Origin of the sequence: Microbacterium sp. RU33B (assembly GCF_900155915.1) — a bacterium.
In the GTDB taxonomy this organism is placed as follows: Bacteria; Actinomycetota; Actinomycetes; order Actinomycetales; family Microbacteriaceae; genus Microbacterium.
This window is the reverse complement of the sequence record NZ_FTPO01000001.1, coordinates 1,689,756-1,714,008: the sequence shown is the minus strand read 5'-3', so window position 1 is coordinate 1,714,008 and position 24,253 is coordinate 1,689,756. Positions and strand designations below refer to the sequence as shown.

The following is a 24,253-nucleotide window of genomic DNA, read 5'->3' as shown; positions in this document are numbered from 1 at the left end:
GACATCCCTCACGGAGGGGGTCGGCCGGTAGGCCGGCCCCCTCCGTGGCGTGGGGGAGTGCTCGCCGGCGCGCCGTTCCCGCCGTTCCCGCCGTTCCCGCCGTTCCCGCCGTTCCCGCCGTTCCCGCCGCGGAGGCCGTGCGCCTCGACCGCGCGTGCGTGGGCGGCACGGCGTCGAGTCGCCTCGCCCCAGTCGGCCATGGCGCCTCCACCGGGTCCGTGGGTGCGGAGGTATGCCTGATTCAGCCGCTCGCACGCGGTGCGCAGGCTGACGGCCCACCCGATGACGTCGCCGCGGAACTCGACGCGGTAGCGCAGTTCCGTGCCGTTCATGACGCGCCGCAGCTCGATCCGGCCGATGCGCGCGCCGGACGCATCCAGCAGGTGCCACGCGCCGGTCGGGCCTTCCACCGCGTCGATCACCGGATGCCACTCCATGACCTCCCCCTCTCTTTCGAAGAAAGATACGACATGATGGGGACGCCGGCCAGTCGAAATAGAAGATGCGTACGATGGCGCGACGTGCCGGTCATCGAGCCGCCCCGACGTCGCCGGTCAGTGCCATGCTGGTTCCACGCCCCGAAAGGACACACCATGCAGCAGCGCCCCCTCGGACGCACCGGTCGCGACGTCTCGGCCATCGGACTCGGCACCTGGCAGCTCGGCGCCGATTGGGGCGACGTCAGCGAAGCAGACGCAGAAGCCGTGCTCGAGGCATCCGTCGCCCGGGGCGTCACGCTGTTCGACACCGCCGACGTGTACGGCGACGGTCGGTCCGAGTCGATCATCGGCCGGTTCCTCGCCGCGCGTCCCGAGCTCGACATCACCGTCGCCACCAAGATGGGGCGCCGGATGGAGCAGGAGCCCGAGAACTACGTCCCGGCGAACTTCCGCGCGTGGACCGACCGCAGCCGCCGCAATCTCGGCGTGGACACCCTCGACCTGGTGCAGCTGCACTGCCCGCCCACGGCCGTCATCGAAGACGCCGCGGTCTACGACGCGCTCGACGCGCTCGTCGACGACGGCGCCATCTCCGCCTACGGCGTCTCGGTGGAGACGTGCGACCAGGCGCTCGCGGCGATCGCGCGTCCGAACGTCACCAATGTGCAGATCATCTTCAACCCGTTCCGGCTCAAGCCGCTCGATGCCGTGCTTCCCGCGGCCGCGGTGGCGGGCGTCTCGATCTTCGCGCGCGTTCCGCTCGCGTCCGGCCTGCTGAGCGGGAAGTACTCCGCTGCGACGACGTTCTCGTCCGACGATCACCGCTCCTACAACCGGCACGGCGAGGCGTTCGACCGCGGCGAGACCTTTTCGGGCGTCGACTACGACCTGGGGCTCCAGGCGGTCCAGCGGCTCACGGCCGTGCTGCCGGAGGGCGTCACGCTCCCCGCGGCCACGCTCGCCTGGATCGCAGCGCAGACCGGCGTCACGAGCGCGATCCCGGGTGCGCGCAGCGTCGCCCAGGCGGAGTCGAACGCCGACGCCGCCGCGCTCATCGCCGACGGCTCGCTCGAGGCTTTCGACGAGGCCGTGCACCGCGTGTACGACGAGCTCCTCCGCGACGAGATCCACCCGCACTGGTGAATCGACCGGCAGGCTGATCAGCCGGCCGTCGCGTCTCCCGCGCCGAGCGAAGCCCCGTAGACGGCTCTCTCGAAAGCGTCGAATCCGGATGTCGCGAGCGGATCCAGGAACGGCATGAACTGAGCCGCCCACACGCCGGCCGTCCCCGAGGTGCGATCGATCCAGTAGAAGACGTTGCCGAGCCCCGCCCACGACAGCGTTCCGGCTCGGCGCCGCCCCGCGACATCCGCATCCTCGAAGAGGAACGAGTGCGCCCATGATGTCGCGGGTCCGGGGAAGCCCGCGTCGCACGCGAGCGCGGGGAGCGCCGAGCGCAGCGGCGTCACCTCGAGCCCGGGGATCCTCCGCACCGCCCACGCGACGGTCTCCGGCCGCAGCACCCGGCCGCGTTCCGCCGAGCCGTCACCGAGCCACACGCCGAGGAACCGCAGCACGTCGGGCACGGTGGAGAAGAGGCCCTGTCCGCCCATGTCGAGCTCAGGCGTGTCCGGCGGCGTCGACGAGGTCGCGACGATCGATCCGTCCCGCCCGCGGCGGTGCAGCGCGCCGAGGCGCGACCGCATCGACGGCGTCACGTCGAACGAGGTCGACTCCAGGCCGCACGGCTCGAAGATGCCCGTGCGCAGCACGCCCTCGAGGCGGCGTCCGCGCACCTCGGCGACGAGGAGTCCGAGCCAGTCCGTCGAGGTGCCGTACGTCCACCGTTCGCCGGGGTCGTGCAGGAGAGGCGTCCGGAGGGAATCGCGCAGAGGAGTGGCGGTGGGGTGCGACCGCCTCCGGCGCGCGAGCGCCGCGTAGCGTTCGTCGAAGATGTCGTACCCGAGTCCCGAGGTGTGCTGCAGCAGCATCCGGGACGTGATCTCGCGCGTCGGGGGTCTGGTGCTCACGGTGCCGTCAGCCGCGATCTCCTCGAGCACGTCGAGGTCGCCGATCGCGGGAAGGTACGACCGGGCCGGTGCGTCGAGGTCGAGCACGCCGTCTTCGACGCACTGCAGTGCCGCTGTGGCGGTGAAGGCCTTCGTCACCGAGAACAGTGCGATGACGGTGTCGGGCATCGCGGCATCCGCCGTCTCGGGCGAGCGCTGTCCTGCCGCTCCCACGTGCTGCGCGCCCGCGCCGTCCGTGACGCCGCCGATCACGTAGGGCACCCCCGCGGCGACCGCCCGGTCGAGGGCGCGATCGACGGCGTCGGCGATCGCGGGGCTGATCATGCGTCGAGCCTAGTTCGGCGCGGCCGGGCAGTCGGAGGAGCGTCAGAGGCCCTCGATAGGGTGACGGCATGCGCGCACCCACCCCTCGATTCGGCCGTCCGGCGCAGGTCTCTCGTCTCGTCACCCGGCGTGCGGCATGATCGTCGAGTTCGATGCCGACGTGTTCCTGTGGGACGCACGCACCGAGAGCTGGTTCTTCGCCGCGCTGCCGGACGACCTGAGCGCTCAGATCCGCGAGATCCCGAGGCCCGCGCGCGGGTTCGGATCGGTGCGGGTGCAGGCGCGCATCGGCGGTTCGGACTGGCGCACCTCGATCTTCCCCGACAGCGCCCGCGGTGCGTACGTGCTCCCTCTGAAGAAGTCGGTACGGGATGCCGAGGGCATCGTCGACGGGGGTGTCGTCGCCGTCCGGCTCGAGGTTCTGGACGCCTGAGTCGACGCCTCGATCGCGGCATCCGGCACCGTTATCGATCTGTGATGCGCGCGCGTTGACAAATGATGAGAGCACTCTCATCATTGCTTCCGGGGAAGGGGGCACGCGCTTCTGGGGAGCGCGGCGTCCCATCGCCTCGCAATCGAGGAGAACGTTCTGACATGCCGACTGCGCTCCACGTCGGCCTGGTCGTCGCCGCCGGTCTGGTGGGTCTCCTCGCCGGGGCCTTCATCGCCCGCGCCGTCGCACATGGACGGACGCGAACGGTCGTCGTGATCGCCGGAACCGGGCTCGCGTTCGCCGCGATCACGTGGTGGATCCCCGCGGCGTCCGCCTTACCGGGTCCAGCGCTGATCCCCGTCGTGCTCGCGTACCTGTTCTTCGCCGCCGTCAGCATCGCTCTGACCGTCATCGACCTCGACACGCACCGGCTGCCGAACGCGATCGTGCTGCCCGGCTATCTCGTGGTCGGGGGAGCGCTCATCGCCGCGTGCCTGCTCGGCGCCCCGTGGTCCGCGCTCCTGCGGGCTGCGACGGGCATGCTGCTGCTCTTCGCGTTCTACTTCCTCCTGCGCGTCATCCGTCCGGGTGCCATGGGCGGAGGCGACGTGAAGCTCGCCGGTCTGCTCGGGCTGCTCCTGGGGTGGGCCGGATGGTCGTCGCTCGTGGTCGGCGCCTTCGCCGGCTTCCTCCTCGGCGGCGTGTTCGGCGCGATCCTCCTCGTCGCCCGCCGGGCGGACCGCCGCACCGCGATCCCGTTCGGTCCCTGGATGATCCTGGGCGCCTGGGTCGGAGTCTTCGCGGGCGACGTGCTCGGCAGCTTCTCCCTCGGTCGCTAGCGGCCCCGCTGTCAACCCCTCCGAACGAGGTCGCGCGCGCCCGCTAGCCTGACGGGATGGCCGACACTGCGGCATCCCGCCCTCTTCCCGCCCGCATCATCGCGTGGGCGCTCACCCTCCGCCTCGTGCGCGCGTTCCTGCTGTACTCCGAGCGCCGCGGGCCGATGCTCGCCGACAGCATCACGTATCGCACGCTGTTCAGCGTCTTCGCGGGCGTGCTGCTCGGATTCTCGGTCGCCGCACTGTGGCTGGCGGGCAACCCGGTCGCCTGGCAGGCGCTCATCGACGGCGTGAACGCAGCCATTCCCGGACTCCTCGGCGAAGACGGCCTGATCGATCCCGCCGACATCCAGGCTCCCGCCGGCCTCACCATCGCCGGCATCCTCTCTCTGGTCGGTCTCCTCGGCGCGGCGATCGGCGCGGTCGGATCGTTGCGCACGGCGCTGCGCGTCATCGCCGGAAAGGTGCACGACGACGTTCTGTTCATCTGGGTGATCCTTCGCAACCTGATGCTGGCTCTCGCGCTCGGCGGCGCGCTCGGCGTTTCGGCGGTCGTCACCGCCTTCGCCACGGCGGGCGCCGACGCGATCAACGGGTGGCTGGGGCTCTCGTCCGACCACCCGCTCGCGCAAGTCGGCGGTCGCATCGTCGCGCTCGTCATCGTGTTCGCGCTCGACGCGGCGGTGATCGCGGTGCTGTTCCGCGTCCTTTCGGGCGTGACCGCACCCGCGCGCACCCTCTGGGCGGGAGCGCTTCTCGGCGCCGTCGGGCTCACCGTGCTGCAGCAGCTGTCGGGCCTGTTCGTCGGGGGAGCGAGCTCGAACCCGCTGCTTGCGTCGTTCGCGTCGCTCATCGCCCTCCTGCTGTGGCTGAACCTGTCTGCGCAGGTCATCCTCATCTCGAGCGCCTACATCGTCACGGGCGTCGAAGAGCAGCAGGATCGCGTTCGCTCGAAGTACGGGGCATCCACGTTCATGCAGCGCCGGGTCCGCCGGGCCGAGGAATCGGTGCGGATCGCGACGGAGGAGCTCAAGGCCGCGCGCCTCGATGAGAAGAAGGAGCGCACCGACCTGGCCGCGCAGCAGCGCGAGCGCGCGCAGAGGGAGAGGGAGAAGGCCGGGCAGAACGCGCGTCCGGATGCCTGAGCCCGCGTGACGGGGATGTAAACAATCGTCTGGTCGAGGCCGGACGATTGCACGATCGTGCCCGAACGTCGATAGCGTTTCCCTGTGTCATCTGATCGCATCCCGAACGCGGCCTCTTCTTCTTCGCACCCCCTGGGTGCCACGCACCCCCTGGCGCTCGCGCCGGTCACGTCGCCGCCGAGCACGGTCGACGGGTTCGTGAAGGAGTTCCTCCAGAACCTCAACTTCGAGCGGGGCGTCACGCTGACGTCGTCGAGCCCGAACGACCGGTACATGGCGCTGGCCCACACGGTGCGCGACTACCTGCAGGCGCGCTGGCTCGAAGACCAGCGTCGTCAGCGCGAGATGCAGGCGAAGGGCGTCTGCTACCTCTCCGCCGAGTACCTGCTCGGGCGCCAGCTCGACAACAACCTCCTCGCGACGCGCCTGACCGACATCGCGACCGAGGCGATGGCCGCGTGCGGCATCGACATCGACGACCTCCGCCAGCAGGAGGTCGAGCCCGGTCTCGGCAACGGCGGTCTCGGCCGCCTCGCGGCGTGCTTCATCGACTCGCTCGCCACGATGAGCGTGCCGAGCATCGGCTACGGCATCCGCTACGAATACGGCATCTTCCGTCAGACCTTCGTCGACGGGCAGCAGGTGGAGCAGCCGGATGCCTGGCTCGCCCTCGGCTCGCCGTGGGAGTTCCCGCACCCCGAGGCCGCGCAGGAGATCTCGTTCGGAGGTCACACCGAGAAGTACGACGACGACGGTGTCGAGCGCTCGCGCTGGGTGCCCGGCTGGAACGTGCAGGCCGTGCCCTACAACTACATGGTCCCGGGCTACCACAACGGCCGCGTCAACACGCTGCGCCTGTGGCGCGCGGTCGCCACGAGCGCGTTCGATCTGCGCATCTTCAACTCCGGCGACTACGAAGAGGCCGTCCGTGCCCAGACGTTCGCCGAGAACATCTCGAAGGTGCTCTACCCCGAGGACTCCACGCCCCAGGGCAAGGAGCTGCGTCTCCAGCAGCAGTACTTCTTCGTCGCGGCATCCATCGCCGACTTCCTCCAGCACCAGCTCGCCGAGGACTACGACTACGAGAAGCTGCCCGACCGGGTGATCTTCCAGCTGAACGACACGCACCCCGTCATCGCGGTGCCGGAGTTCATGCGCGTCCTGGTCGACGAGCGCGGGCTCGAGTGGGACACCGCGTGGGCGATCACGCAGAAGTGCTTCGCGTACACGTGCCACACGCTGCTGCCCGAGGCCCTCGAGGTGTGGTCGGTCGACCTGCTCGGCCGTCTGCTGCCGCGCCACCTCGAGATCATCTACCGCATCAACGACGACTTCCTCGAGGAGGTGCGCGAGCGCTTCGGCGACGACGAGATGCGCATCCGCGACATGTCGATCATCAGCGAGCACCCCGACCGCTCCGTGCGCATGGCGTATCTGGCGACCGTCGCGGGGGCGAAGGTGAACGGCGTCGCGGAGCTGCACTCGCAGCTGCTGCGCGACAAGGTGCTCCACGACTTCGACGAGTTCTACCCCGGCAAGTTCACGAACGTGACCAACGGCGTGACGCCGCGGCGTTTCGTGCGCCTGGCGAACCCGCGCCTGGCCGATCTCATCACCGATGCCCTCGGCGCCGGCTGGACCGTCGATCTCGAGCGTCTGCGCGGGCTCGAGGCGTTCGCCGAAGACCCCGAGTTCCGCGCCCGGTTCGCCGAGGTCAAGGCCGCCAACAAGCGCACCCTCAGTGAAGTGCTGCTCTCCCGAGACGGCTTCACCGTGAGCGACGGGCACATGCTCGACGTCATGGTCAAGCGCCTCCACGAGTACAAGCGGCAGATGCTGAAGCTCCTGCACATCGTCACGACCTACGAGAGCATCGTGTCGGGCAAGGTCGCGGCAGCGGATGTCGTGCCTCGGACGTTCATCTTCGGGGCCAAGGCGGCGCCCGGCTACGTCATGGCCAAGCGCATCATCCACCTCATCAACGCCGTGGGGTCGGTGGTGAACAGCGACCCGCGCGTCGAAGGACGCCTCCAGGTGCTCTTCCCGCCGAACTACAACGTGACCCTCGCCGAGCGCGTGATTCCGGCCGCCGACCTGTCGGAGCAGATCTCGCTCGCCGGCAAGGAGGCATCCGGCACGGGCAACATGAAGTTCGCCCTCAACGGCGCTCTGACGATCGGCACGGACGACGGAGCCAACGTCGAGATCCGCGAGCTGGTCGGCGACGACGACTTCTTCCTGTTCGGGATGTCCGAGCCCGAGGTCGAGGCGCTGTGGGCGCAGGGGTACAAGCCGGCGGACTTCTACCAGAAAGACCCGCAGCTGCGCGCGGCGATCGACCTGATCGCCTCGGGCGCGTTCTCGGGCGGAGACCGGTCGGTCTTCGAGCCGATCGTGTCGAACTTGCTCTACGACGACCGCTTCATGGTGCTGGCCGACTATGCGTCCTACATCGCCGCGCAGGCGAGGGTGGATGCCGCCTACGCCGACCAGGATGCGTGGACCCGCTCCGCGATCCTCAACGTCGCCCGCACCGGGTTCTTCTCGTCCGACCGCTCGATCCGCGACTACATCGACCGCATCTGGCACACGCCGCCGGTGCTGTGAGGTCGTCGATGCGGCGCTCGTGCGGGTCGGAGGACTAGCGCGCGTAGCGCTCGGCGAAGGCCCGCAGGATGCTGCCCGTGTGCGTCACGGGGAGGCGGCGCACGGCGCCGAGGGTGAGTTCGAGCTCGTCCGACGCGAAGTACCCGTGATCGGCGTACGCGCGGATGCGGGTCGAGATGCCCTCGACGTCGCATTCGGGGTGGAACTGGGTCGCGTAGACGTTCGCGCCCACGCGGAACATCTGCACGGGGCACGCGGCGGAGGTCGCCAACAGGGTGGCCGACGGAGGGAGCCGGGTGATGGCCTCCTTGTGCCCGACGAACGCCGCGAACACGTCGGGGAGGTCCGCCAGGAGAGGATCGGATGCGCCCTCGGGGGTGCGCTCGACCTCGATCACGCTGATGGGCTCGCGGTACGTGCCGTCGATGACCGCGCCCTGGTGCGACCCGAGGGTGCCGATGCCGTAGCAGGCGCCGAAGAACGGGAAGTCGCGGGCGACCACCTCGTCGAGCAGGTCCTGGAACTCCCCTTCGACGCGCTGCTGCACGGCGGACTTCTTCTCCCACGGGTCGGACGCGTTGAACGGTCCGCCGCCGACGAAGATGCCCGACAGCTCGTCGAGGTCGATGCGGGGGAGCGGACCCGCCTCCATGCGGACGCGGATCAGGTCTTTCTCGTCGAGCCCGGTGAAGCGCAGGAAGAGCGCGTACTCCTCGTCGGCGGGGATGTCGTCAGCGCGCGTCGCGAGGAGCAGGAACGGTTTCATCACGTGCGATTCTAGGCGCGCCGGCTCACTCGCCCGTGCGCGCGGGCGTCGCGGTGGTCGTGATGTGGGTGCGGATCGCCTCGAGCGCCTCGGCGACGATCGGATTGCGCTGGCCCTCGTCGCGGGCGACGGCCCAGTACGCGAGGGTGTGCTCGTAGTGGCCGTCGAGCACGCGGACGAGCCGGTCGTCCGCGTCTCCCAGGAAGTCGGGGAGGATGCCGATCCCGGCCCCGTTCGCGGCCGCCTCGACGTGCGCGAACACGCTCGTCGACCGGATCGAGGGCGGCGAGGTCGGCAGCGACTGGACGGCGCGGTCGAGCTCGTCCACCTGCAGCGACGACTCGATGTAGTAGTTCAGGGGGTGCCCCGCCAGGTCTGCGAGCGACGCGGGCTCGCCCCGGCGATCGAGATAGGCGGGCGAGGCGTACAGTCGGAGCGAGTAGGCGCCGACCGGCGTCGCGAAGGCCCGCAGGACCCGGGGTCGACCGACGACGATCTCCAGATCCACGCCGGAGCGGTTCTGCCGCACGCGCTGGGTGGCGGCGATGAGCTCGACGGCGAGCCCCGGATGCCGCGCCTGGAGATCGGTCATCGCCGGTACGAGGAACGTCGAGGTGAAGGCATCCGGGGCGGCGATGCGCACCATGCCCTGCACGGCGTCACCGTCGGCCGAGAGTTCCGACAGCGTCGACTCGATGCGCTCGGCGACCGCGACGGCGCGGCGGCCGAGGGGCGTGACGACCCAGCCGCCCGCGGTGCGGACGAGCACGCGGCCGCCCATCGCCTCTTCGAGCGAGGCGATCCGTCGCGAGACCGTCGAGTGCGTCACGCCGAGCACTTCGGCGGCCGCGGTGTAGCGACCGAGCCGTGCGGCCGCGAGAAAGGTCATGAGGGCGTCGAGCTGGGGTTCGCCGGGCGTCAGTGCCATTCGTCGAGTGTGCACGAATGCACAGTGATCGTGCAAGGACGGGTTCGGCCGTGCATTGATTCGCGGCATCCGGCCTGCCTATCCTGACAGGGAACCACCTTCGACGACGCAGGGAGCGCACGCATGTCCACCATCGCCTGGATCGGCCTCGGTCATATGGGAGCGCCCATGACCGCGAACCTCGTCGCCGCCGGCCACACGGTGCGCGGCTTCGACATCAACCCGGCCGCCGCCGCCGCGGCCGAGGCGCGCGGAGTGATGCTCGTCGGCTCGATCGCCGCAGCGCTCGAGGGAGCGGACGCATGCTTCACGTCCCTCCCCAAGCCCGAGCACGTGCGCGCGGTCTACGACGGCGCCGACGGAGTGTGGGCGCACGCGGACTCCTCGACGCTTCTGATGGACACCTCGACGGTGGACGTCGAGACCTCGCGGTGGTGTCACGCCGAATCGGAGGCGCGGGGCCTCGTGTTCGTCGACGCCCCGGTGTCGGGCGGCACGGCGGGGGCCGAGGCGCACACGCTGACCTTCATGCTCGGCGGCGAGCCGGCGGCCGTCGAACGCGCCCGCGACTTCGTCGCCCCCATGGCGCGGTCGGTGATCGCGTGCGGAGATGCCGGATCGGGCATCGCCGCCAAGCTCGTCAACAACATGATGCTGTTCATCGGCGTCATGGCCACGGCGGAGGGCTCGCAGCTCGCCGAGCAGCTCGGCCTCGACCCCAAGGTCTTCTGGGAGGTGGCCGGGGTGTCCTCCGGCGGCTCCTGGCCGCAGCGCACGTGGTACCCGGTGCCGGGAGTGATCGAGAACGGCTCGGCGGCCGACAACAACTTCGACGCCACGTTCTCGGTCGACCTCGCGCGCAAGGACTGCGGACTCGCGGTGCAGGCCGGCGAAGTGACCGGCGTCCACCTTCCCGCGGCGACCCTCGCACTGTCGCAGCTCGACGAACTCGCCGCACGCGGACTCGGGGGCAAGGACTGCACGCTCGTCACGCTCCTCGCCACTCCCGACGGCACCCTGCGCGGATACGACCCCGCACTCGATACGATTTCCCACGCCTGAGACCACGGAGGCCACACCATGAGCACCACGATCACCGAGACGACGGATGCGGCGTCCGCACCTCTCACTCTCATCACGCACGTCGTCGGCGGCGCGCACGTCGCCTCCGAGGGGCGCCGCGGACCCGTCTTCAACCCCGCGACGGGGAAGCAGACCGGCGAAGTGGCCCTGGCCCCGGCCGAGTTCGTGCACGAGGCGGCCCGCACGGCGAAGGCCGCGCAGAAGGCGTGGCGCGACACGGGCCTCGCCAAGCGCGCAGCGGTCATGTACCGCGTGCGCCAGATCATCATGGAGCGCGCCGACGAGATCGCCCGCATCATCACGGCGGAGCACGGCAAGACCGTCGCCGACGCGCACGGCGAGGTGGCCCGCGGACTCGAGAACGTCGAGTTCTGCACCGGTCTCATGCATCACCTCAAGGGGGAGTACTCCGAGCAGGTCGCCACGGGCATCGACGTGCACCAGGTGCGTCAGCCGGTGGGCGTCGTCGCGTGCATCACGCCGTTCAACTTCCCCGCGATGGTGCCCCTCTGGATGGTCACGACGGCGATCGCAGCTGGCAACGCGGTGATCCTCAAGCCCTCCGAGCGCGACCCCTCCGCAGCGAACTGGATCGCCGATGTCTTCCACGAGGCGGGACTCCCCGACGGCATCCTGAACGTCGTGCACGGCGACAAGGAGGCGGTGGACGCGATCCTCGACGACCCGATCATCCGCGCCGTGTCGTTCGTGGGCTCGACGCCGATCGCGAAGTACATCTACGAGCGCGCCGCGGCCAACGGCAAGCGCGTGCAGGCGCTCGGCGGCGCGAAGAACCACATGATCGTCATGCCCGACGCCGACCTCGACTCGGCGGCCGACGCCGCCGTCTCGGCAGCCTACGGTTCGGCGGGGGAACGCTGCATGGCGGTGTCGGTGGTGGTGGCCGTCGGCGACGTCGGCGATGCGCTCATCTCGAAGGTCGCCGATCGCATCAGCGGCCTCGTCGTGGGCGACGGCACCGACCCGGCCTCCGAGATGGGTCCGCTCATCACGCGCGAAGCGCGTGATCGCGTGGCGGGCTTCGTCGAGGGGGCTGCCGGCGAGGGGGCGACCGTCGTCGTCGACGGTCGAGAGGGTGCGCTCCCCGAGGAGGGCTTCTTCATCGGCGCGTCGCTCGTCGACGGCGTGACCCCCGGCATGCGCGTCTACGACGAGGAGATCTTCGGCCCCGTGCTGTCGGTCGTGCGCGTCGCGAACTACGACGAGGCGGTCGATCTGATCAACTCGAACCGCTACGCGAACGGCACCGCGGTGTTCACACGCGACGGCAAGACGGCCCGCCAGTTCGAGTACGACATCGAGGTCGGCATGGTCGGCATCAACGTGCCCATCCCCGTGCCCGTCGGATCGTTCTCGTTCGGCGGCTGGAAGGACTCGCTGTTCGGCGACGCCCACATGTACGGTCCCGAGGCCTTCACCTTCTACACCCGTCGCAAGGTCGTCACGACGCGCTGGCCCGAGCCGAGCGAGAGCCAGATCAGCCTCGGGTTCCCGACCCACTGACGTCGTGCGCCGCCGTGGAGCGGGGCGCGGTCTAGGCTGACGCCATGGCCATCGCAAAGTTCCACGGCGGTCCGCTCGACGGACAGCTTCTCCCCCTCGAAGACCCCGAGCAGGACACGTTCATCGCCCCGTACACCGAGGGTCAGCTCGTCTACAAGCGCGGCGGAGAGCTCACCGGCACAGGCGACCACGACGGACCCACGACCGCCGAGTTCTGGTTCGTCGAATCGACGGAAGATATCAACCCCGACCCCGACGGCCGCGACGAGTAAGAGCGGCACCGACATGGCGGCACCCGAGCCGTCGCGCTCGCGCGAGATCGAGCTGACCTTCGACGTCCGCGCCGACACCCCGCTGCCCGACTGGTCGGGTCTTCCCGGGGTCGTCGCGGTGTCAGCGCCGGAGGTCCGCGAGCTCGATGCGCGCTACCTCGACGCCGACGACCTCGCCCTCGGTCGCGCCGGCTTCGCCCTGCGGCGACGCACAGGCGGACCGGATGCCGGGTGGCACATCAAAGGCCCCCGCGGAGAAGACGGCGGCCGCACCGAGCTGCACTGGCCCCTCGGCGACGATGACGACGACGACGTGCCCGAGGGTGCGCGGGCCGTGCTGCGCGCCGTGACGGGTGCCCCGCTGTCGCCGCTCGCCCGCATCCGCAATTCGCGCACCGCCTATGCTCTCCGGGATGCCGACGGGGGAGTCGTCGCGGAGTTCGTCGATGACCGCGTCGCCGCGACCGACGAGCGCCGCGGCGTGGAGACGGTGTGGCGCGAATGGGAGTTCGAGCTCGGCGCGGCCGCGCCCGGCGACGCCGACGCGCGGGCTTCCCTCTTCGCCGCCGCCGAAGCGGCCGTGTTCGCCGTCGGCGGGCGCGTCGCGGCATCCGATTCGAAGCTCGCCCGCACTCTGGGACTCTGACCACGAGGAAGGGCCCGGGCGGAATGCCCGGGCCCTTCGTCGTGTGCGACGAGGTCACATGTTGATCATGTGACCCGCGAGGCCGTGGAACGCCTCCTGCACAGCCTCCGACAGTGTCGGGTGCGTGTGGACGTTGCGTGCGGCTTCGAGCGCCGTGAGGTCCCACTTCTGCGCGAGCGTGAGTTCGGGGAGCAGCTCCGAGACGTCGGGGCCGATGAGGTGGCCGCCGAGGAGTTCGAGGTGCTCGCCGTCGGCGATGAGCTTGACGAAGCCGACGGGCTCGCCGAGGCCGTTCGCCTTGCCGTTGGCCGAGAAGGGGAACTTCGCGACCTTGACGTCGTAGCCGGCGTCGCGCGCCTGCTGCTCGGTGAGGCCGAACGAGGCCACCTGCGGCGAGCAGAACGTTGCGCGGGGCATCATGCGATAGTCGCCGAGGGTCATCGTCTCGGCCTTGCCGATCGTCTCGGCCGCGACGACGCCCTGCGCCTCCGCGACGTGGGCGAGCTGCAGCTTGGCCGTGACGTCGCCGATGGCGTAGATGTGCGGCACGTTGGTGCGCATGTGGTCGTCGATGTCGATCGCGCCGCGCTCGGTGAGCTTCACGCCGGTGGTCTCGAGGCCGAAGCCCTCGACGTTGGGCGCGAACCCGATCGACATGAGCACCTTGTCGGCGTCGATCGACCCCTGGGCGCCGTCCTTGCCCGTGTAGGTGACGGTGACCTTGTCGCCGGAGTCGGTGACGGACTCCACCTTCGTGGAGGTGAGGATGTCGACGCCGTACTTCTTGTACTGGCGGGCGATCTCCTTCGACACATCCGCGTCCTCGTTGGGCAGCGCCCGGTCGAGGAACTCGATGATCGTGACCTTGACGCCGTAGTTGACCAGCACGAAGGCGAACTCCATGCCGATCGCGCCGGCGCCGACGATGACGATCGAGCCCGGGAGCTCGCGCGTCATGATCTGCTCTTCGTAGGTCACGACGTTCTCGCTGAGCTCGACGCCCGGGAGCAGGCGCACGCGGGAGCCGGTGGAGATGATGGCGTTGTCGAAGGTGACCTCTTCGGTCGAGCCGTCGGTCCCCACCACCGAGAGGGCGTTCGGACCGGTGAAGGTGCCGCGCCCCTCGTACTCGGTGACCTTGTTCTTCTTCATCAGGAAGTGGATGCCCTTGACGTGCGTGTCCGACACCTTGCGGCTGCGGTCCCACGCGACGCCGAAGTCGAAGTGCACGTCTCCCGAGATGCCGAAGAGCTCGGCCTTGTCGTGGAATGTGTGCGCCAGGTCGGCGTTGCGGAGGAGCGCCTTGGAGGGGATGCAGCCCACGTTGAGGCACACACCACCCCAGTACTTCTCCTCGACGATCGCGACCGTGAGGCCGAGCTGAGCAGCACGGACGGCCGCGACGTACCCGCCGGGGCCCGCACCGAGGATGGCGACATCGTAGTGAGGCATGGTTCCAGCCTATCGTCCGGAGGGGGTGTCTGAACCGGCATCCGGAGCCGTCGCGGCGCCCGCGGCGAGGGCCTTCTCGCGACGGCGGCGGGAGATGATGAGGTACGCGACGGCGGCCGCGATGCCGAACGCGAGAAGACCGCCGACGACCCACGGCACGCCGGAATCGATGCTCCCCTCCGACCCGGCCGGCGTCGCCGTCGGAGTGGCGCTCTCGGTGGGCTGCTCGTCCGGAGTCGGCTCGGCGGAGGGCGTGGGGGTCTCCGTCGGGGTCGTCGTCGGAGCGGGGGCGTTCACGGTGAAGGAGTACTCGCCGGAGATCGGATGCCCGTCGCTGGAGACGACCTTCCAGAGCACGCGGATCGCTCCGGATGCCTCGCCCGTCAGCGCCTGCGTCACGACGTTGGCCTGGATCACGGGAGCGCCGTCGGCGAGCGACGCGCCCGCGGCATCCGTGACCTCCACGGCGGTCGCGCCCTCCTGGGCGACGAGCTCTCCGCTGAAGGTGAGCGTCAGCTGGGCCGGGAGCGCGTCGACCGCGGCGCCGGAGGCCGGGTCGGTCCCGACGAGTTCGTCGTGCGCGAAGGCGGGTGTCGCCACCCAGAGCACGGAGAGGAGGGCGGCGGCCAGGGCCGTCAGTGTCAGTCGTCTGCGTCGTGTGTGAATTCCGTGTGACAGCACGCTTTCGAGCCTACCCGGGCCTTTCCCGTGAGGACGCCGCGTCCTAGCATGGCGACAGGCGGGCACTCCTGCCCGCCGGTCGGTCGACCCTCCTCGAGGGTCGGATGCGAGTGGGAGTGTGCCGAGATGGATTCGATGATGATGGACATGATGTCCAAGGACATGATGTCGATGCCCGACATGGCGCGGATGGACATGGCCGTCCTGCAGGCCTGTATGGATGCCTGCTCCGCCTGCGAGCAGGCGTGCACCGTGTGTTCGACCCAGATGATGGACTGCGCACCGGCCTGCATGAACTGCGCCGATATGTGCAACACCATGATGCGCAGCATGATGCGCATGCAGGGCATGACCCCCGCGTCCATGATGGCCATGCTCGACGCGTGCATCGCGATGTGTCAGACGTGCATGGACATGTGCATGATGCACGCCGACATGAGCGAGGTGTGCAAGATGTGCGCGCAGTCCTGCCAGGCGTGCATGGACGCCTGCATGGCCGTCAAGGACATGATGATGGCGACGGCCTGAGTCCGTCGTCGGCGACCGCGGCCCGCAGCCACGCCGTCGCTACGAGATGCGGAGGACGTTGAAGCGTCGCGTGCCGACCGCGAGCACGTCGTATCGCCCGTGCAGGGCGACCGGGGCGCCCTCGTCGAGCTCGTGCGTCGCGCGCTCGGCGTTCCACAGGGCGAACGCCTGGGTGCCGTCGAGGGAACGCACGACGATGTCGCCCGTCGACAGGTCGACGGCCTCGACGATCGCGTCGATCCACTCCGACGGCGTCGCCGAGGCGAGTCGCGACTGGATGAGGTGCAGAGCGTGCCCGGGGGCGTAGCTCGAGCACACTCCGCCGTGTCCGCACATGCACGTCGCACGCTCACGCACCTCGAGGGGCGGGCTGGGACGGCGCGGGGTCGACACGGACGGATCCTTTCGCTAGGTTCGAATACCCGCCAGGCTAGGCGGGAGTCGCCGCGCGGTCATCTGGGGTGACACACGGCGCAACATTGGGGAATGCTCCGCGGAGGGTCCATCGGGCTCTTCCACGCTGCGGCCTTTCGGATAGGCTGAACACAGAGGGAGGGCCACGTGGAAGACAACCGCAGTAACGGACCCGAAGAGATCCGCCGGGCATCCGATGCGGGACTCCACGGAGGCGAATCGGGCACCGACACGACGCAGACGTTCGGGCACGACTCCGACCTCTCGTTCATCCCCTTCGGCGCAGACCTGAGCGATGTCGAGCTCGACGCCATCGGGGCGCTTCCCGCCGGTGCCGCCCTTCTCCTGGTGCGCTCCGGTCCCACGGCGGGTGCGCGCTACCTGCTCGACACCGACGTCACGACGGTGGGCCGGCATCCCGAGGCCGACATCTTCTTCGACGACGTGACCGTGTCGCGTCGTCATGCCGAGATCACCCGGCAGGGCGCGTCGTTCGAGATCGTCGATCAGCGCTCGCTCAACGGCACCTACGTCAACGGGGAGCGCGTCGACCGTGCTGTCCTCGTCAACGGCGGAGAGGTCCGCGTCGGCAAGTTCCGCCTCAACTTCTTCGTCTCGCCGTCCGATCTGCCCCAGACGGACGGCTGATGCCGGCTGCATCCGCCCGCGAACGATCATCGTCCGCGGGTCTCCTGAGCATTGGCCAGGTGCTCGCGCGGCTCGCACCCGAGTTCCCCGGCCTGTCGGCGTCGAAGCTGCGCTTCCTCGAAGTACAGGGCATCGTCACGCCGGTGCGCACCGAGTCGGGGTACCGCAAGTTCGCCCAGCACGACGTCGAGCGGCTCCGTCTCGCCCTCACGCTGCAGCGCGATCACTTCATGCCGCACAGCGTGATCCGCGACTATCTCGCCGACCTCGACGCGGGGCGGGACCCCGCCACTCCGGCCGCCGTCCCGCCGCCCTCGATCGTCCCCGCTCCTCGCCGCTACCGCCGTGAAGAGCTGCTGTCGGCCTCCGGCGCAGCGCCGCAGCTGCTGAACGATGCGATCAGCACCGGGGTGATCACGGGCTCCGACGCCTACGGCGAGCAGACCGTGGCGGTGCTGCGCGCGCTCGTCGCGCTCGATCGGCACGGCATCGAGCCGCGCCACGTGCGCGCACTCCGCCAGAGCGCGGAGCGCGATGTCTCGCTCATCGAATCCGCGATGTCGGCGCTGCTGCGCCGCACCGACGCTCCGTCACGGGCACGGGCCACCGAACTGGCGCCGGAGCTGGCCAAGCGCCTCGACGAAGTGCGCGGCATCTTCGTCCGAAACGCGATCGATCGACTGCTTTCCTGACCGTCGCCTGCGACACGCCGACCACGCTCGGACGGATGTCGTTGCCCGAGGGGCAGGGCTGATCTAGCGTGGGACTACTCGGATCCATGAGGAGGATGCGCATGACTGCTCATGAAACGGCGGATGAACCGCGTTTCGCATCCGATCTCCTCTTCACCGACGGGCTTCCGCAGATGGACGACGAGGTCGGCTACCGCGGTGCCGTCGCTGCACGCGCGGCGGGGATCACATACCGTCAGCTCGACTACTGGGCACGTACCGAGCTCGTCGAGCCCACGGTCCGCGGCGCGAGCGGCTCGGGTTCGCAGCGTCTCTACGGCTTCCGCGACATCCTCGTCCTCAAGCTCGTGAAGCGGCTCCTCGACACCGGAATCTCCCTCCAGCAGATCCGCACGGCCGTCGAGCAGCTGCGCGCCGCCGGCATCCGCGACCTCGCAGGCACCACGCTCATGAGCGACGGGGCCTCGGTCTACCTCTGCACATCGAACGACGAGGTCATCGACCTCGTCAGCCGCGGACAGGGCGTCTTCGGCATCGCGGTCGGCAAGGTCCTCCACGAGGTCGAGTCGACGCTCCTCGAGTTCGACCCGCAGGTGCCCGAGGTTGTCGACGAGCTGTCGGCCCGCCGCGCCGCCCGCACGGCCTAACGCGTCACGCGCGGGCGAGCTCGCCTGCGGATTCGCGCGCCGTCCGTACGGCGCTGAGCGCCTGCGCGAGATCGGCGATCAGATCCGACTGGTCCTCCAGGCCGATGGAGAGCCGCACGAGGGCGTCCGAGGGCTTCGCGTCGGCCTGCACGGGGCGGTGGGTCAGTGCAGCCGGGTGCTGGATGAGCGAGTCGACACTGCCGAGCGACACCGCGTGCGTGAAGAGCCGCACGGCCGACGTGAGCGCGGTCGCCGCGGCGAACCCTCCCGCCAGCTCCACGGCGATCATCGCGCCCGGACCGTCCTGCTGGGTGCCGATGAGGCCGAGGGGGTCGCTCGCGGGGAAGCCGGGGAAGTGCACGACGGCGATCTCGGGCTGCGTCCGGAGCCACTCGGCGACGGCGATCGCGTTCGCCTGCTGCGCGCGCACGCGCAGGGGCAGCGTCGCGAGTCCGCGGTGCAGGAGGTAGGCGGCGAGCGGATGCAGGATCGCGCCCGTGATGGCGCGGGTGCGTCGGAGGGATGCCGCAGTCCGGGCGTCGCAGGCGACGACTCCGCCGACGACGTCGCCGTGCCCGCCGAGGTACTTGGTCGCACTGTGCAGTGAGATCGCCGCACCCAGGTCGAGCGGACGCTGGAGCACGGGAGTCGCGAACGTGTTGTCGACCAGGACGGGCACGTCGCCGGCCGCGGCGACGACGGCACGGATGTTGACGAGTTCGAGCGTGGGGTTCGCAGGACTCTCCAGGATGACGAGCCCGGTGTCGGGCCGGATCGAGGCGGCCACCTCGTCAGGCGCGCAGAACGTCGCCTCGACCCCGGTGAGGCCGGAGGCGAGCAGGTGGTCGGTGCCGCCGTAGAGCGGGCGGACGGCCACGACGTGCCGGCGACCGTGCTCGCCCAGTGAGAGGAGCACGGCGGTCGTCGCAGCCATCCCCGACGAGAACGCGACGGCTTCCTCGGCGTGCTCGAGTTGGGCGACCGCCTCCTCGAAGCGCGCCACGGTCGGGTTCCAAAGGCGCGCGTAGACGTGCGAGCCGCCCTCGAGCGGATGCCCGCCGGTGGCGAGGACTTCGTACGACAGCCCGCCGGTGTCGATGTCGGGGAGCGGGTTCGTCGACGACAGGTCGAGGGGGAGCGCGTGCACGCCGAGCTTCGCGAGGTCGTCGCGTCCGGCGTGGACGGCAAGGGTGTCGGGGTGCAGCTCCATCGATGCCATGAGGATATGGTGGGCGATTCCGCAGTCATCTACAATCATAATTGTGGAGATCGGCGTTCAGGCGGTCATCCCGTGCAGAAAGTTCATCGGGAGGTTCGCGAATGTCCGTCGCGTCGAAGATTCCGCAAGCGCTCGACGGCACGGATCGCGCCATCCTCGCCGCACTCATGATCGACGGCCGCATGACCAACGCCGCCCTGGCTGCCCGCGTGGGGGTCGCGGAGTCGACGTGCGCCTACAGGGTCAAGGCCCTCCGCGAGTCGGGCGTCATCGCCCGCATCGCTGCACAGCTCGATCTGCACGCCGTCGGACGGCCGATCCAGGCGGTCGTACGCGTGCATCTGTCGAGCCACAGTCGCACCCACATCGATGCGCTCTTCGATCGACTCGTGGCGATCCCCGGAGCGCTGTCTGTGGCACATGTGGCCGGTGACAACGATTTTCAGCTCCACGTCGCGGTGGCCAGCCCCGAGCGTCTGCGCGATCTCATCCTGGAGCACATCACGAGTCATCCCGCCGTGACGAAGACCGAGACGCAGCTCGTGTTCGAGGTGCGCGAAGGCAGGGGAGTGCTCGGGCCGCTCTGACGCGGCGCCGGGAGCGGTGCTCTAGGCCCGGGGCTCGCCCGGCATGGGGATGCGCCCGGTGCGCATGACGCGGTCCAGCAGCGCGTCGAAGTCGGCGGCGAGCTCCTGCGCGGAGTCGCCGGGCCAGATGTGGAGGGGCTTGGCGGCGCCCTGCGCCTGCTGCAGCGACGTGCGCTCGGGCAGCTGGGGGGCGAGCACGAGCGGCCCGAACATGTCGCGGAGCTCTTTGATGCGGAACTGGTGCTCGATCGACTGCGGGCGCACGCGGTTCACGACGATGCCCAGCGGCTGAAGACGAGGGGAGAGACCGCGGCGGATCTCCTCGATCGCCCGCAGCGCACGATCGGCGGCGGCGACGGAGAAGAGGCCCGGCTCGGTGACGACGATGACGCGGTCGGATGCCGCCCATGCCGTGCGCGTCAGCGCGTTGAGAGAGGGGGCGCAGTCGACGAGGACGAGGTCGTAATCCGCCTCGATCGTCGCGAGCGCCTCTTCGAGCTTCCACACGTCGCGCACGCTCGGGTGCGGACCGTCGAAGTTGATCGCCGACGGGCTGCCGATCATGACGTCGATGGTGCCCGGGTGCACCTTCGCCCACCCGCTGGAGGTGATCGCCTGTCGGACGACCTTCTCCTTGGGGTTGGCGAGGACATCGGCCACATTGAGGCGGCCGGCGACCTGGATGTCCATGCCTGTCGAGACATCCGACTGCGGGTCGAGGTCGACGACGAGGGTTCGAACGCCGCGCGCGAAGGCGGCGGATGCCAGGCCCAGCGTCACGGTGGTCTTGCCGACGCCGCCCTTGAGCGAGCTGACGGAGAGTACGTGCACAAGGCACCACGTTACCGTCCTCTAGGCTGTGAGCACACTCGGGACGTATTCCGAACGCTTCCGAGCCCGTGACTGCCCAGCGAGGTGTGCATGTTCCGAAAGATCCTGGTGGCCAATCGCGGCGAGATCGCGATCCGAGCCTTTCGCGCTGCATTCGAGCTCGGCGCCCGCACCGTGGCGGTCTTCCCGTACGAGGATCGTGGATCCCTGCACCGGCAGAAGGCCGACGAATCGTACGAGATCGGCGAGGCGGGGCATCCCGTCCGCGCCTACCTCGATGTCGACGAGATCATCCGGATCGCGCTGAAGTCCGGCGCCGACGCGATCTACCCCGGCTACGGCTTCCTCTCGGAGAACCCCGAGCTCGCGGCGCGCGCCGCGGAGAACGGGATCACCTTCATCGGTCCCACCGCCGACGTGCTCGGCATGGCGGGCAACAAGGTCACCGCGAAGGAGCACGCGATCTCCGCGGGCGTGCCCGTGCTGGCCTCCACCCAGGCATCCGACGACGTGGACGAGCTCGTCGCGCAGGCGGCGGGCATCGGGTTCCCGATCTTCGTCAAGGCCGTCGCCGGCGGCGGCGGGCGCGGCATGCGCCGCGTCGAGGCGCCCGCCGACCTGCCGCCCGCGATCGCCGAGGCGATGCGCGAGGCCGGTGCGGCGTTCGGCGACCCGCGCGTCTTCCTCGAGCAGGCGGTGGTGCGTCCCCGTCACATCGAGGTGCAGATCCTCGCCGACGGCACGGGGGAGACCGTGCACCTGTTCGAGCGCGACTGCTCTGTGCAGCGCCGGCACCAGAAGGTCATCGAGATCGCGCCGGCGCCCAACCTCGACGAAGAGCTGCGCCAGCGCATCCACCGCGACGCTGTGGCGTTCGCTCGGTCGATCGGCTACGTCAACGCCGGCACGGTCGAGTTCCTCGTCGACACGGCGGGCGAGCGCGCCGGTCAGCACGTCTTCATCGAGATGAACCCGCGCATCCAGGTCGAGCACACCGTCACGGAGGAGGTCACCGACGTCGACCTCGTGCAGTCGCAGATCCGGATCGCCGCCGGGCAGACGCTCGAGGAGCTCGGTCTGCAGCAGAAGGACATCCACCTGCGCGGCGCGGCGCTGCAGTGCCGCATCACGACCGAGGACCCCGCACAGGGCTTCCGTCCCGACACCGGTCGCATCACGACGTACCGCTCCCCGGGCGGCGCCGGCATCCGTCTCGACGGCGGCACGACCGCTGCAGGCTCTCAGATCAGCCCGCACTTCGATTCGATGCTGGCCAAGCTCACCTGCCGCGGCCGTGACTTCCCGGCGGCCGTCGCCCGGGCGCGCCGCGCCCTCGCCGAGTACCGCATCCGCGGCGTCTCCACCAACATCCCGTTCCTGCGTGCCGTGCTCGACGACCCGGCGTTCGTCGCCGGCGACGTCAGCACGTCGTTCATCGACGAGCGCCCGCAGCTGCTCACGAGCAATCCTTCGCGCGACCGGGCGACGAAGCTGCTCAGCTGGCTGGGCGACGTCACGGTCAATCGTCCGTACGGCGAGAAGCCCCTGTCGGTGTCTCCGGGGAGCAAGCTTCCCGAGATCGACCTGCTGGCGCCCCCGCCCCCGGGCAACCGCGAGAAGCTGCGGGAGCTCGGCCCCCTCGGATTCGCGCAGGCCCTCCGCGCCCAGACCGCGCTGGCTGTGACCGAGACGACGTTCCGCGACGCGCACCAGTCGCTCCTCGCGACGCGGGTGCGCACACGCGACCTCGTCCGTGTCGGCCCGCACGTGGCCCGCATGACGCCGCAGCTGCTCTCCATCGAGGCGTGGGGCGGTGCGACGTACGACGTCGCGCTCCGCTTCCTCGCGGAAGACCCGTGGGAGCGACTCGAGGCCCTGCGCGACGCGATGCCGAACATCCCCGTGCAGATGCTCCTGCGCGGACGCAACACCGTCGGCTACACGCCGCGCCCCGTCGAGGTCACGGATGCCTTCGTGAAGGAGGCGGCTCGCACCGGCGTCGACATCTTCCGCATCTTCGACGCGCTCAACGACGTCGACCAGATGGTGCCGGCCATCACCTCCGTGCTCGAGACCGGCACGGCGGTGGCCGAGGTCGCCCTCTGCTACACGGGCGACCTGCTGAATCCGGCCGAGCAGCTCTACACGCTCGACTACTACCTGCGCCTCGCCGACCAGATGGTCGCCTCGGGCGCCCACATCCTGGCGATCAAAGACATGGCGGGGCTGCTGCGTCCCGCCGCGGCCGCGAAGCTCGTCTCGGCTCTCCGCGAGCGGTTCGACCTCCCCGTGCAGGTGCACACGCACGACACCGCAGGCGGTCAGCTCGCGACGCTCCTCGCGGCCAGTGCGGCCGGGGCGGATGCCGTCGATGCCGCAGCGGCGCCGCTCTCCGGCACGACGAGCCAGCCGTCGCTGTCGGCGCTCGTCGCCGCGCTCGCGCACACCGACCGCGACACCGGTCTCGACCTGCAGGCCGTGAGCGATCTCGAGCCGTACTGGGAGGCCGTGCGCCACCTCTACCGTCCGTTCGAGTCGGGGCTTCCGAGCCCCACGGGACGCGTGTACCACCACGAGATCCCGGGCGGACAGCTCTCGAACCTGCGCCAGCAGGCCATCGCGCTGGGGCTCGCGGACGACTTCGAGCTCATCGAGGACATGTATGCGGCCGCCGATCGCATCCTCGGCCGCATCCCGAAGGTCACACCGTCGTCGAAGGTCGTCGGCGACCTCGCTCTGGCGCTCGTCGCCGTCCGCGCGGATCCGGCCGACTTCGAGGAGAACCCGCACAACTACGACATCCCCGACTCCGTCGTGGGCTTCATGGCGGGCGAGCTCGGCGACCTTCCCGGCGGCTGGCCCGAGCCGTTCCGCTCCAAGGTGCTGGCCGGCCGGACCGTGTCGATCGAGATCCCGCCCCTCACGGACGACGAGCGCGCCGGCCTCGCCGGCGACGCCGCCTCCAAGCGGCAGTTCCTCAACCGTCTCCTGTTCCCCGGACCCGCGAAGGAGTTCGAGGCGAACCGCAAGGCGTACGGAGACCTGACCGCGCTCGGCACCCCCGACTACTTCTACGGGCTCAAGCCCGGCGAGGAGCACGTCGCGGAGATCGATCCCGGTGTGCAGCTCTACGTCGGTCTCGAGGCCATCGGCGAGCCCGATGCCAACGGCATCCGCACCGTCATGACGACCCTCAACGGCCAGCTGCGGCCGGTCTACGTGCGCGACCGCTCGATCAAGGTCGACAAGGTCGCCGCGGAGAAGGCCGACACCGCCAAGCCGGGTCAGGTCGCTGCGCCGTTCTCCGGCGTCGTGACGGTCAAGGCGGCGGTCGGCGACACCGTGAAGGCCGGACAGCCGGTCGCATCGATCGAGGCGATGAAGATGGAGGCCGCCATCACGTCGCCCGTCGACGGGGTCGTGGAGCGCCTGGCGATCGCGGCTACCCAGCAGGTCGACGCGGGGGATCTTTTGGTCGTCATCCGTCCGGCGCATTAGCCTGGGGTGCGGGCAGAAG

The 24,253-nt window shown here is 69.9% G+C and carries 24 protein-coding genes; 15 read left to right on the top strand and 9 right to left on the bottom strand.

The window, feature by feature from the left end; translation table 11 throughout:
- Positions 1 to 8: 8 nt before the first annotated feature.
- The gene (locus B0B14_RS16520; protein WP_076680953.1) at positions 9 to 437 is read right to left on the bottom strand and encodes a hypothetical protein; all 429 of its coding nucleotides are present in this window, start codon (positions 435 to 437) and stop codon (positions 9 to 11) included.
- Positions 438 to 593: 156 nt separating this feature from the next.
- Between B0B14_RS16520 and B0B14_RS08365 the strand changes: the two genes are divergently transcribed.
- Complete coding sequence (locus tag B0B14_RS08365; protein WP_076680952.1) at positions 594 to 1,583, top strand: aldo/keto reductase; 990 nt, start codon at positions 594 to 596, stop codon at positions 1,581 to 1,583.
- Between the two features lie 17 nt (positions 1,584 to 1,600).
- Here the strand turns inward: B0B14_RS08365 and B0B14_RS08360 are convergent, their stop codons facing one another.
- Positions 1,601 to 2,794 (bottom strand): serine hydrolase domain-containing protein, encoded by a 1,194-nt coding sequence (locus tag B0B14_RS08360; protein WP_076680951.1) that lies wholly within the window; start codon positions 2,792 to 2,794, stop codon positions 1,601 to 1,603.
- Between the two features lie 136 nt (positions 2,795 to 2,930).
- Between B0B14_RS08360 and B0B14_RS08355 the strand changes: the two genes are divergently transcribed.
- The 4 genes from B0B14_RS08355 (at position 2,931) to B0B14_RS08340 (ending at position 7,818) form a co-directional block, all read left to right on the top strand.
- On the top strand, positions 2,931 to 3,227 hold the full coding sequence (locus B0B14_RS08355; RefSeq protein WP_076680950.1) for a DUF1905 domain-containing protein: 297 nt from the start codon (positions 2,931 to 2,933) through the stop codon (positions 3,225 to 3,227).
- Positions 3,228 to 3,388: 161 nt separating this feature from the next.
- Positions 3,389 to 4,066: a prepilin peptidase gene (locus B0B14_RS08350; protein WP_083710408.1), complete on the top strand. Its 678-nt coding sequence runs from the start codon at positions 3,389 to 3,391 to the stop codon at positions 4,064 to 4,066.
- Positions 4,067 to 4,122: 56 nt separating this feature from the next.
- On the top strand, positions 4,123 to 5,211 hold the full coding sequence (locus B0B14_RS08345) for a YhjD/YihY/BrkB family envelope integrity protein (RefSeq protein WP_076680949.1): 1,089 nt from the start codon (positions 4,123 to 4,125) through the stop codon (positions 5,209 to 5,211).
- 132 nt (positions 5,212 to 5,343) lie between these two features.
- Positions 5,344 to 7,818: a glycogen/starch/alpha-glucan phosphorylase gene (locus tag B0B14_RS08340; protein WP_076681349.1), complete on the top strand. Its 2,475-nt coding sequence runs from the start codon at positions 5,344 to 5,346 to the stop codon at positions 7,816 to 7,818.
- 34 nt (positions 7,819 to 7,852) lie between these two features.
- Here the strand turns inward: B0B14_RS08340 and B0B14_RS08335 are convergent, their stop codons facing one another.
- Complete coding sequence (locus tag B0B14_RS08335; protein ID WP_076680948.1) at positions 7,853 to 8,584, bottom strand: glutamine amidotransferase; 732 nt, start codon at positions 8,582 to 8,584, stop codon at positions 7,853 to 7,855.
- A gap of 25 nt (positions 8,585 to 8,609) precedes the next feature.
- On the bottom strand, positions 8,610 to 9,512 hold the full coding sequence (locus B0B14_RS08330; protein WP_256714301.1) for a LysR family transcriptional regulator: 903 nt from the start codon (positions 9,510 to 9,512) through the stop codon (positions 8,610 to 8,612).
- 123 nt (positions 9,513 to 9,635) lie between these two features.
- On the opposite strand from B0B14_RS08330, the gene B0B14_RS08325 reads away from it, so the two are divergent.
- The 4 genes from B0B14_RS08325 to B0B14_RS08310 are packed head-to-tail and all read left to right on the top strand — an operon-like array spanning position 9,636 to position 13,037.
- The gene (locus tag B0B14_RS08325; protein ID WP_076680947.1) at positions 9,636 to 10,574 is read left to right on the top strand and encodes an NAD(P)-dependent oxidoreductase; all 939 of its coding nucleotides are present in this window, start codon (positions 9,636 to 9,638) and stop codon (positions 10,572 to 10,574) included.
- Positions 10,575 to 10,592: 18 nt separating this feature from the next.
- Positions 10,593 to 12,119, top strand: a complete 1,527-nt coding sequence (locus B0B14_RS08320; RefSeq protein WP_076680946.1) for a CoA-acylating methylmalonate-semialdehyde dehydrogenase — start codon at positions 10,593 to 10,595, stop codon at positions 12,117 to 12,119.
- 44 nt (positions 12,120 to 12,163) lie between these two features.
- The gene (locus B0B14_RS08315; protein WP_076680945.1) at positions 12,164 to 12,391 is read left to right on the top strand and encodes a response regulator; all 228 of its coding nucleotides are present in this window, start codon (positions 12,164 to 12,166) and stop codon (positions 12,389 to 12,391) included.
- Positions 12,392 to 12,404: 13 nt separating this feature from the next.
- Positions 12,405 to 13,037, top strand: a complete 633-nt coding sequence (locus B0B14_RS08310) for a CYTH domain-containing protein (RefSeq protein WP_076680944.1) — start codon at positions 12,405 to 12,407, stop codon at positions 13,035 to 13,037.
- Positions 13,038 to 13,091: 54 nt separating this feature from the next.
- Here B0B14_RS08310 and lpdA read toward each other — a convergent pair whose 3' ends face one another.
- Both lpdA and B0B14_RS08300 read right to left on the bottom strand, forming a co-directional pair.
- A complete protein-coding gene (lpdA, locus tag B0B14_RS08305) occupies positions 13,092 to 14,489 on the bottom strand; it encodes a dihydrolipoyl dehydrogenase (RefSeq protein ID WP_076680943.1) in 1,398 nt (465 codons plus the stop codon).
- Positions 14,490 to 14,498: 9 nt separating this feature from the next.
- Complete coding sequence (locus B0B14_RS08300) at positions 14,499 to 15,170, bottom strand: copper resistance CopC family protein (RefSeq protein WP_143733652.1); 672 nt, start codon at positions 15,168 to 15,170, stop codon at positions 14,499 to 14,501.
- 126 nt (positions 15,171 to 15,296) lie between these two features.
- Between B0B14_RS08300 and B0B14_RS08295 the strand changes: the two genes are divergently transcribed.
- The gene (locus B0B14_RS08295; RefSeq protein ID WP_076680942.1) at positions 15,297 to 15,698 is read left to right on the top strand and encodes a four-helix bundle copper-binding protein; all 402 of its coding nucleotides are present in this window, start codon (positions 15,297 to 15,299) and stop codon (positions 15,696 to 15,698) included.
- 39 nt (positions 15,699 to 15,737) lie between these two features.
- Here the strand turns inward: B0B14_RS08295 and B0B14_RS08290 are convergent, their stop codons facing one another.
- Positions 15,738 to 16,091 (bottom strand): hypothetical protein, encoded by a 354-nt coding sequence (locus B0B14_RS08290; RefSeq protein ID WP_256714300.1) that lies wholly within the window; start codon positions 16,089 to 16,091, stop codon positions 15,738 to 15,740.
- Positions 16,092 to 16,259: 168 nt separating this feature from the next.
- Between B0B14_RS08290 and B0B14_RS08285 the strand changes: the two genes are divergently transcribed.
- The 3 genes from B0B14_RS08285 (at position 16,260) to B0B14_RS08275 (ending at position 18,099) form a co-directional block, all read left to right on the top strand.
- Positions 16,260 to 16,760: an FHA domain-containing protein gene (locus B0B14_RS08285; RefSeq protein ID WP_076680941.1), complete on the top strand. Its 501-nt coding sequence runs from the start codon at positions 16,260 to 16,262 to the stop codon at positions 16,758 to 16,760.
- Positions 16,760 to 17,452: a transcriptional regulator FtsR gene (locus tag B0B14_RS08280; RefSeq protein WP_076680940.1), complete on the top strand. Its 693-nt coding sequence runs from the start codon at positions 16,760 to 16,762 to the stop codon at positions 17,450 to 17,452. The genes B0B14_RS08285 and B0B14_RS08280 overlap by 1 nt, the downstream gene beginning before the upstream one ends.
- Positions 17,453 to 17,553: 101 nt before the next feature.
- Entirely contained in the window at positions 17,554 to 18,099 is a 546-nt protein-coding gene (locus B0B14_RS08275; RefSeq protein WP_076680939.1) for a MerR family transcriptional regulator, read from the top strand.
- Positions 18,100 to 18,103: 4 nt separating this feature from the next.
- Here B0B14_RS08275 and B0B14_RS08270 read toward each other — a convergent pair whose 3' ends face one another.
- The gene (locus tag B0B14_RS08270; RefSeq protein WP_076680938.1) at positions 18,104 to 19,318 is read right to left on the bottom strand and encodes a trans-sulfuration enzyme family protein; all 1,215 of its coding nucleotides are present in this window, start codon (positions 19,316 to 19,318) and stop codon (positions 18,104 to 18,106) included.
- Between the two features lie 101 nt (positions 19,319 to 19,419).
- Between B0B14_RS08270 and B0B14_RS08265 the strand changes: the two genes are divergently transcribed.
- Complete coding sequence (locus tag B0B14_RS08265) at positions 19,420 to 19,905, top strand: Lrp/AsnC family transcriptional regulator (protein WP_076680937.1); 486 nt, start codon at positions 19,420 to 19,422, stop codon at positions 19,903 to 19,905.
- 21 nt (positions 19,906 to 19,926) lie between these two features.
- Here B0B14_RS08265 and B0B14_RS08260 read toward each other — a convergent pair whose 3' ends face one another.
- Positions 19,927 to 20,736, bottom strand: a complete 810-nt coding sequence (locus B0B14_RS08260) for a ParA family protein (protein ID WP_076680936.1) — start codon at positions 20,734 to 20,736, stop codon at positions 19,927 to 19,929.
- A gap of 90 nt (positions 20,737 to 20,826) precedes the next feature.
- Here B0B14_RS08260 and B0B14_RS08255 point away from each other — a divergent pair, with 90 nt between their 5' ends.
- Complete coding sequence (locus B0B14_RS08255) at positions 20,827 to 24,234, top strand: pyruvate carboxylase (RefSeq protein WP_076680935.1); 3,408 nt, start codon at positions 20,827 to 20,829, stop codon at positions 24,232 to 24,234.
- Positions 24,235 to 24,253 lie beyond the last annotated feature (19 nt).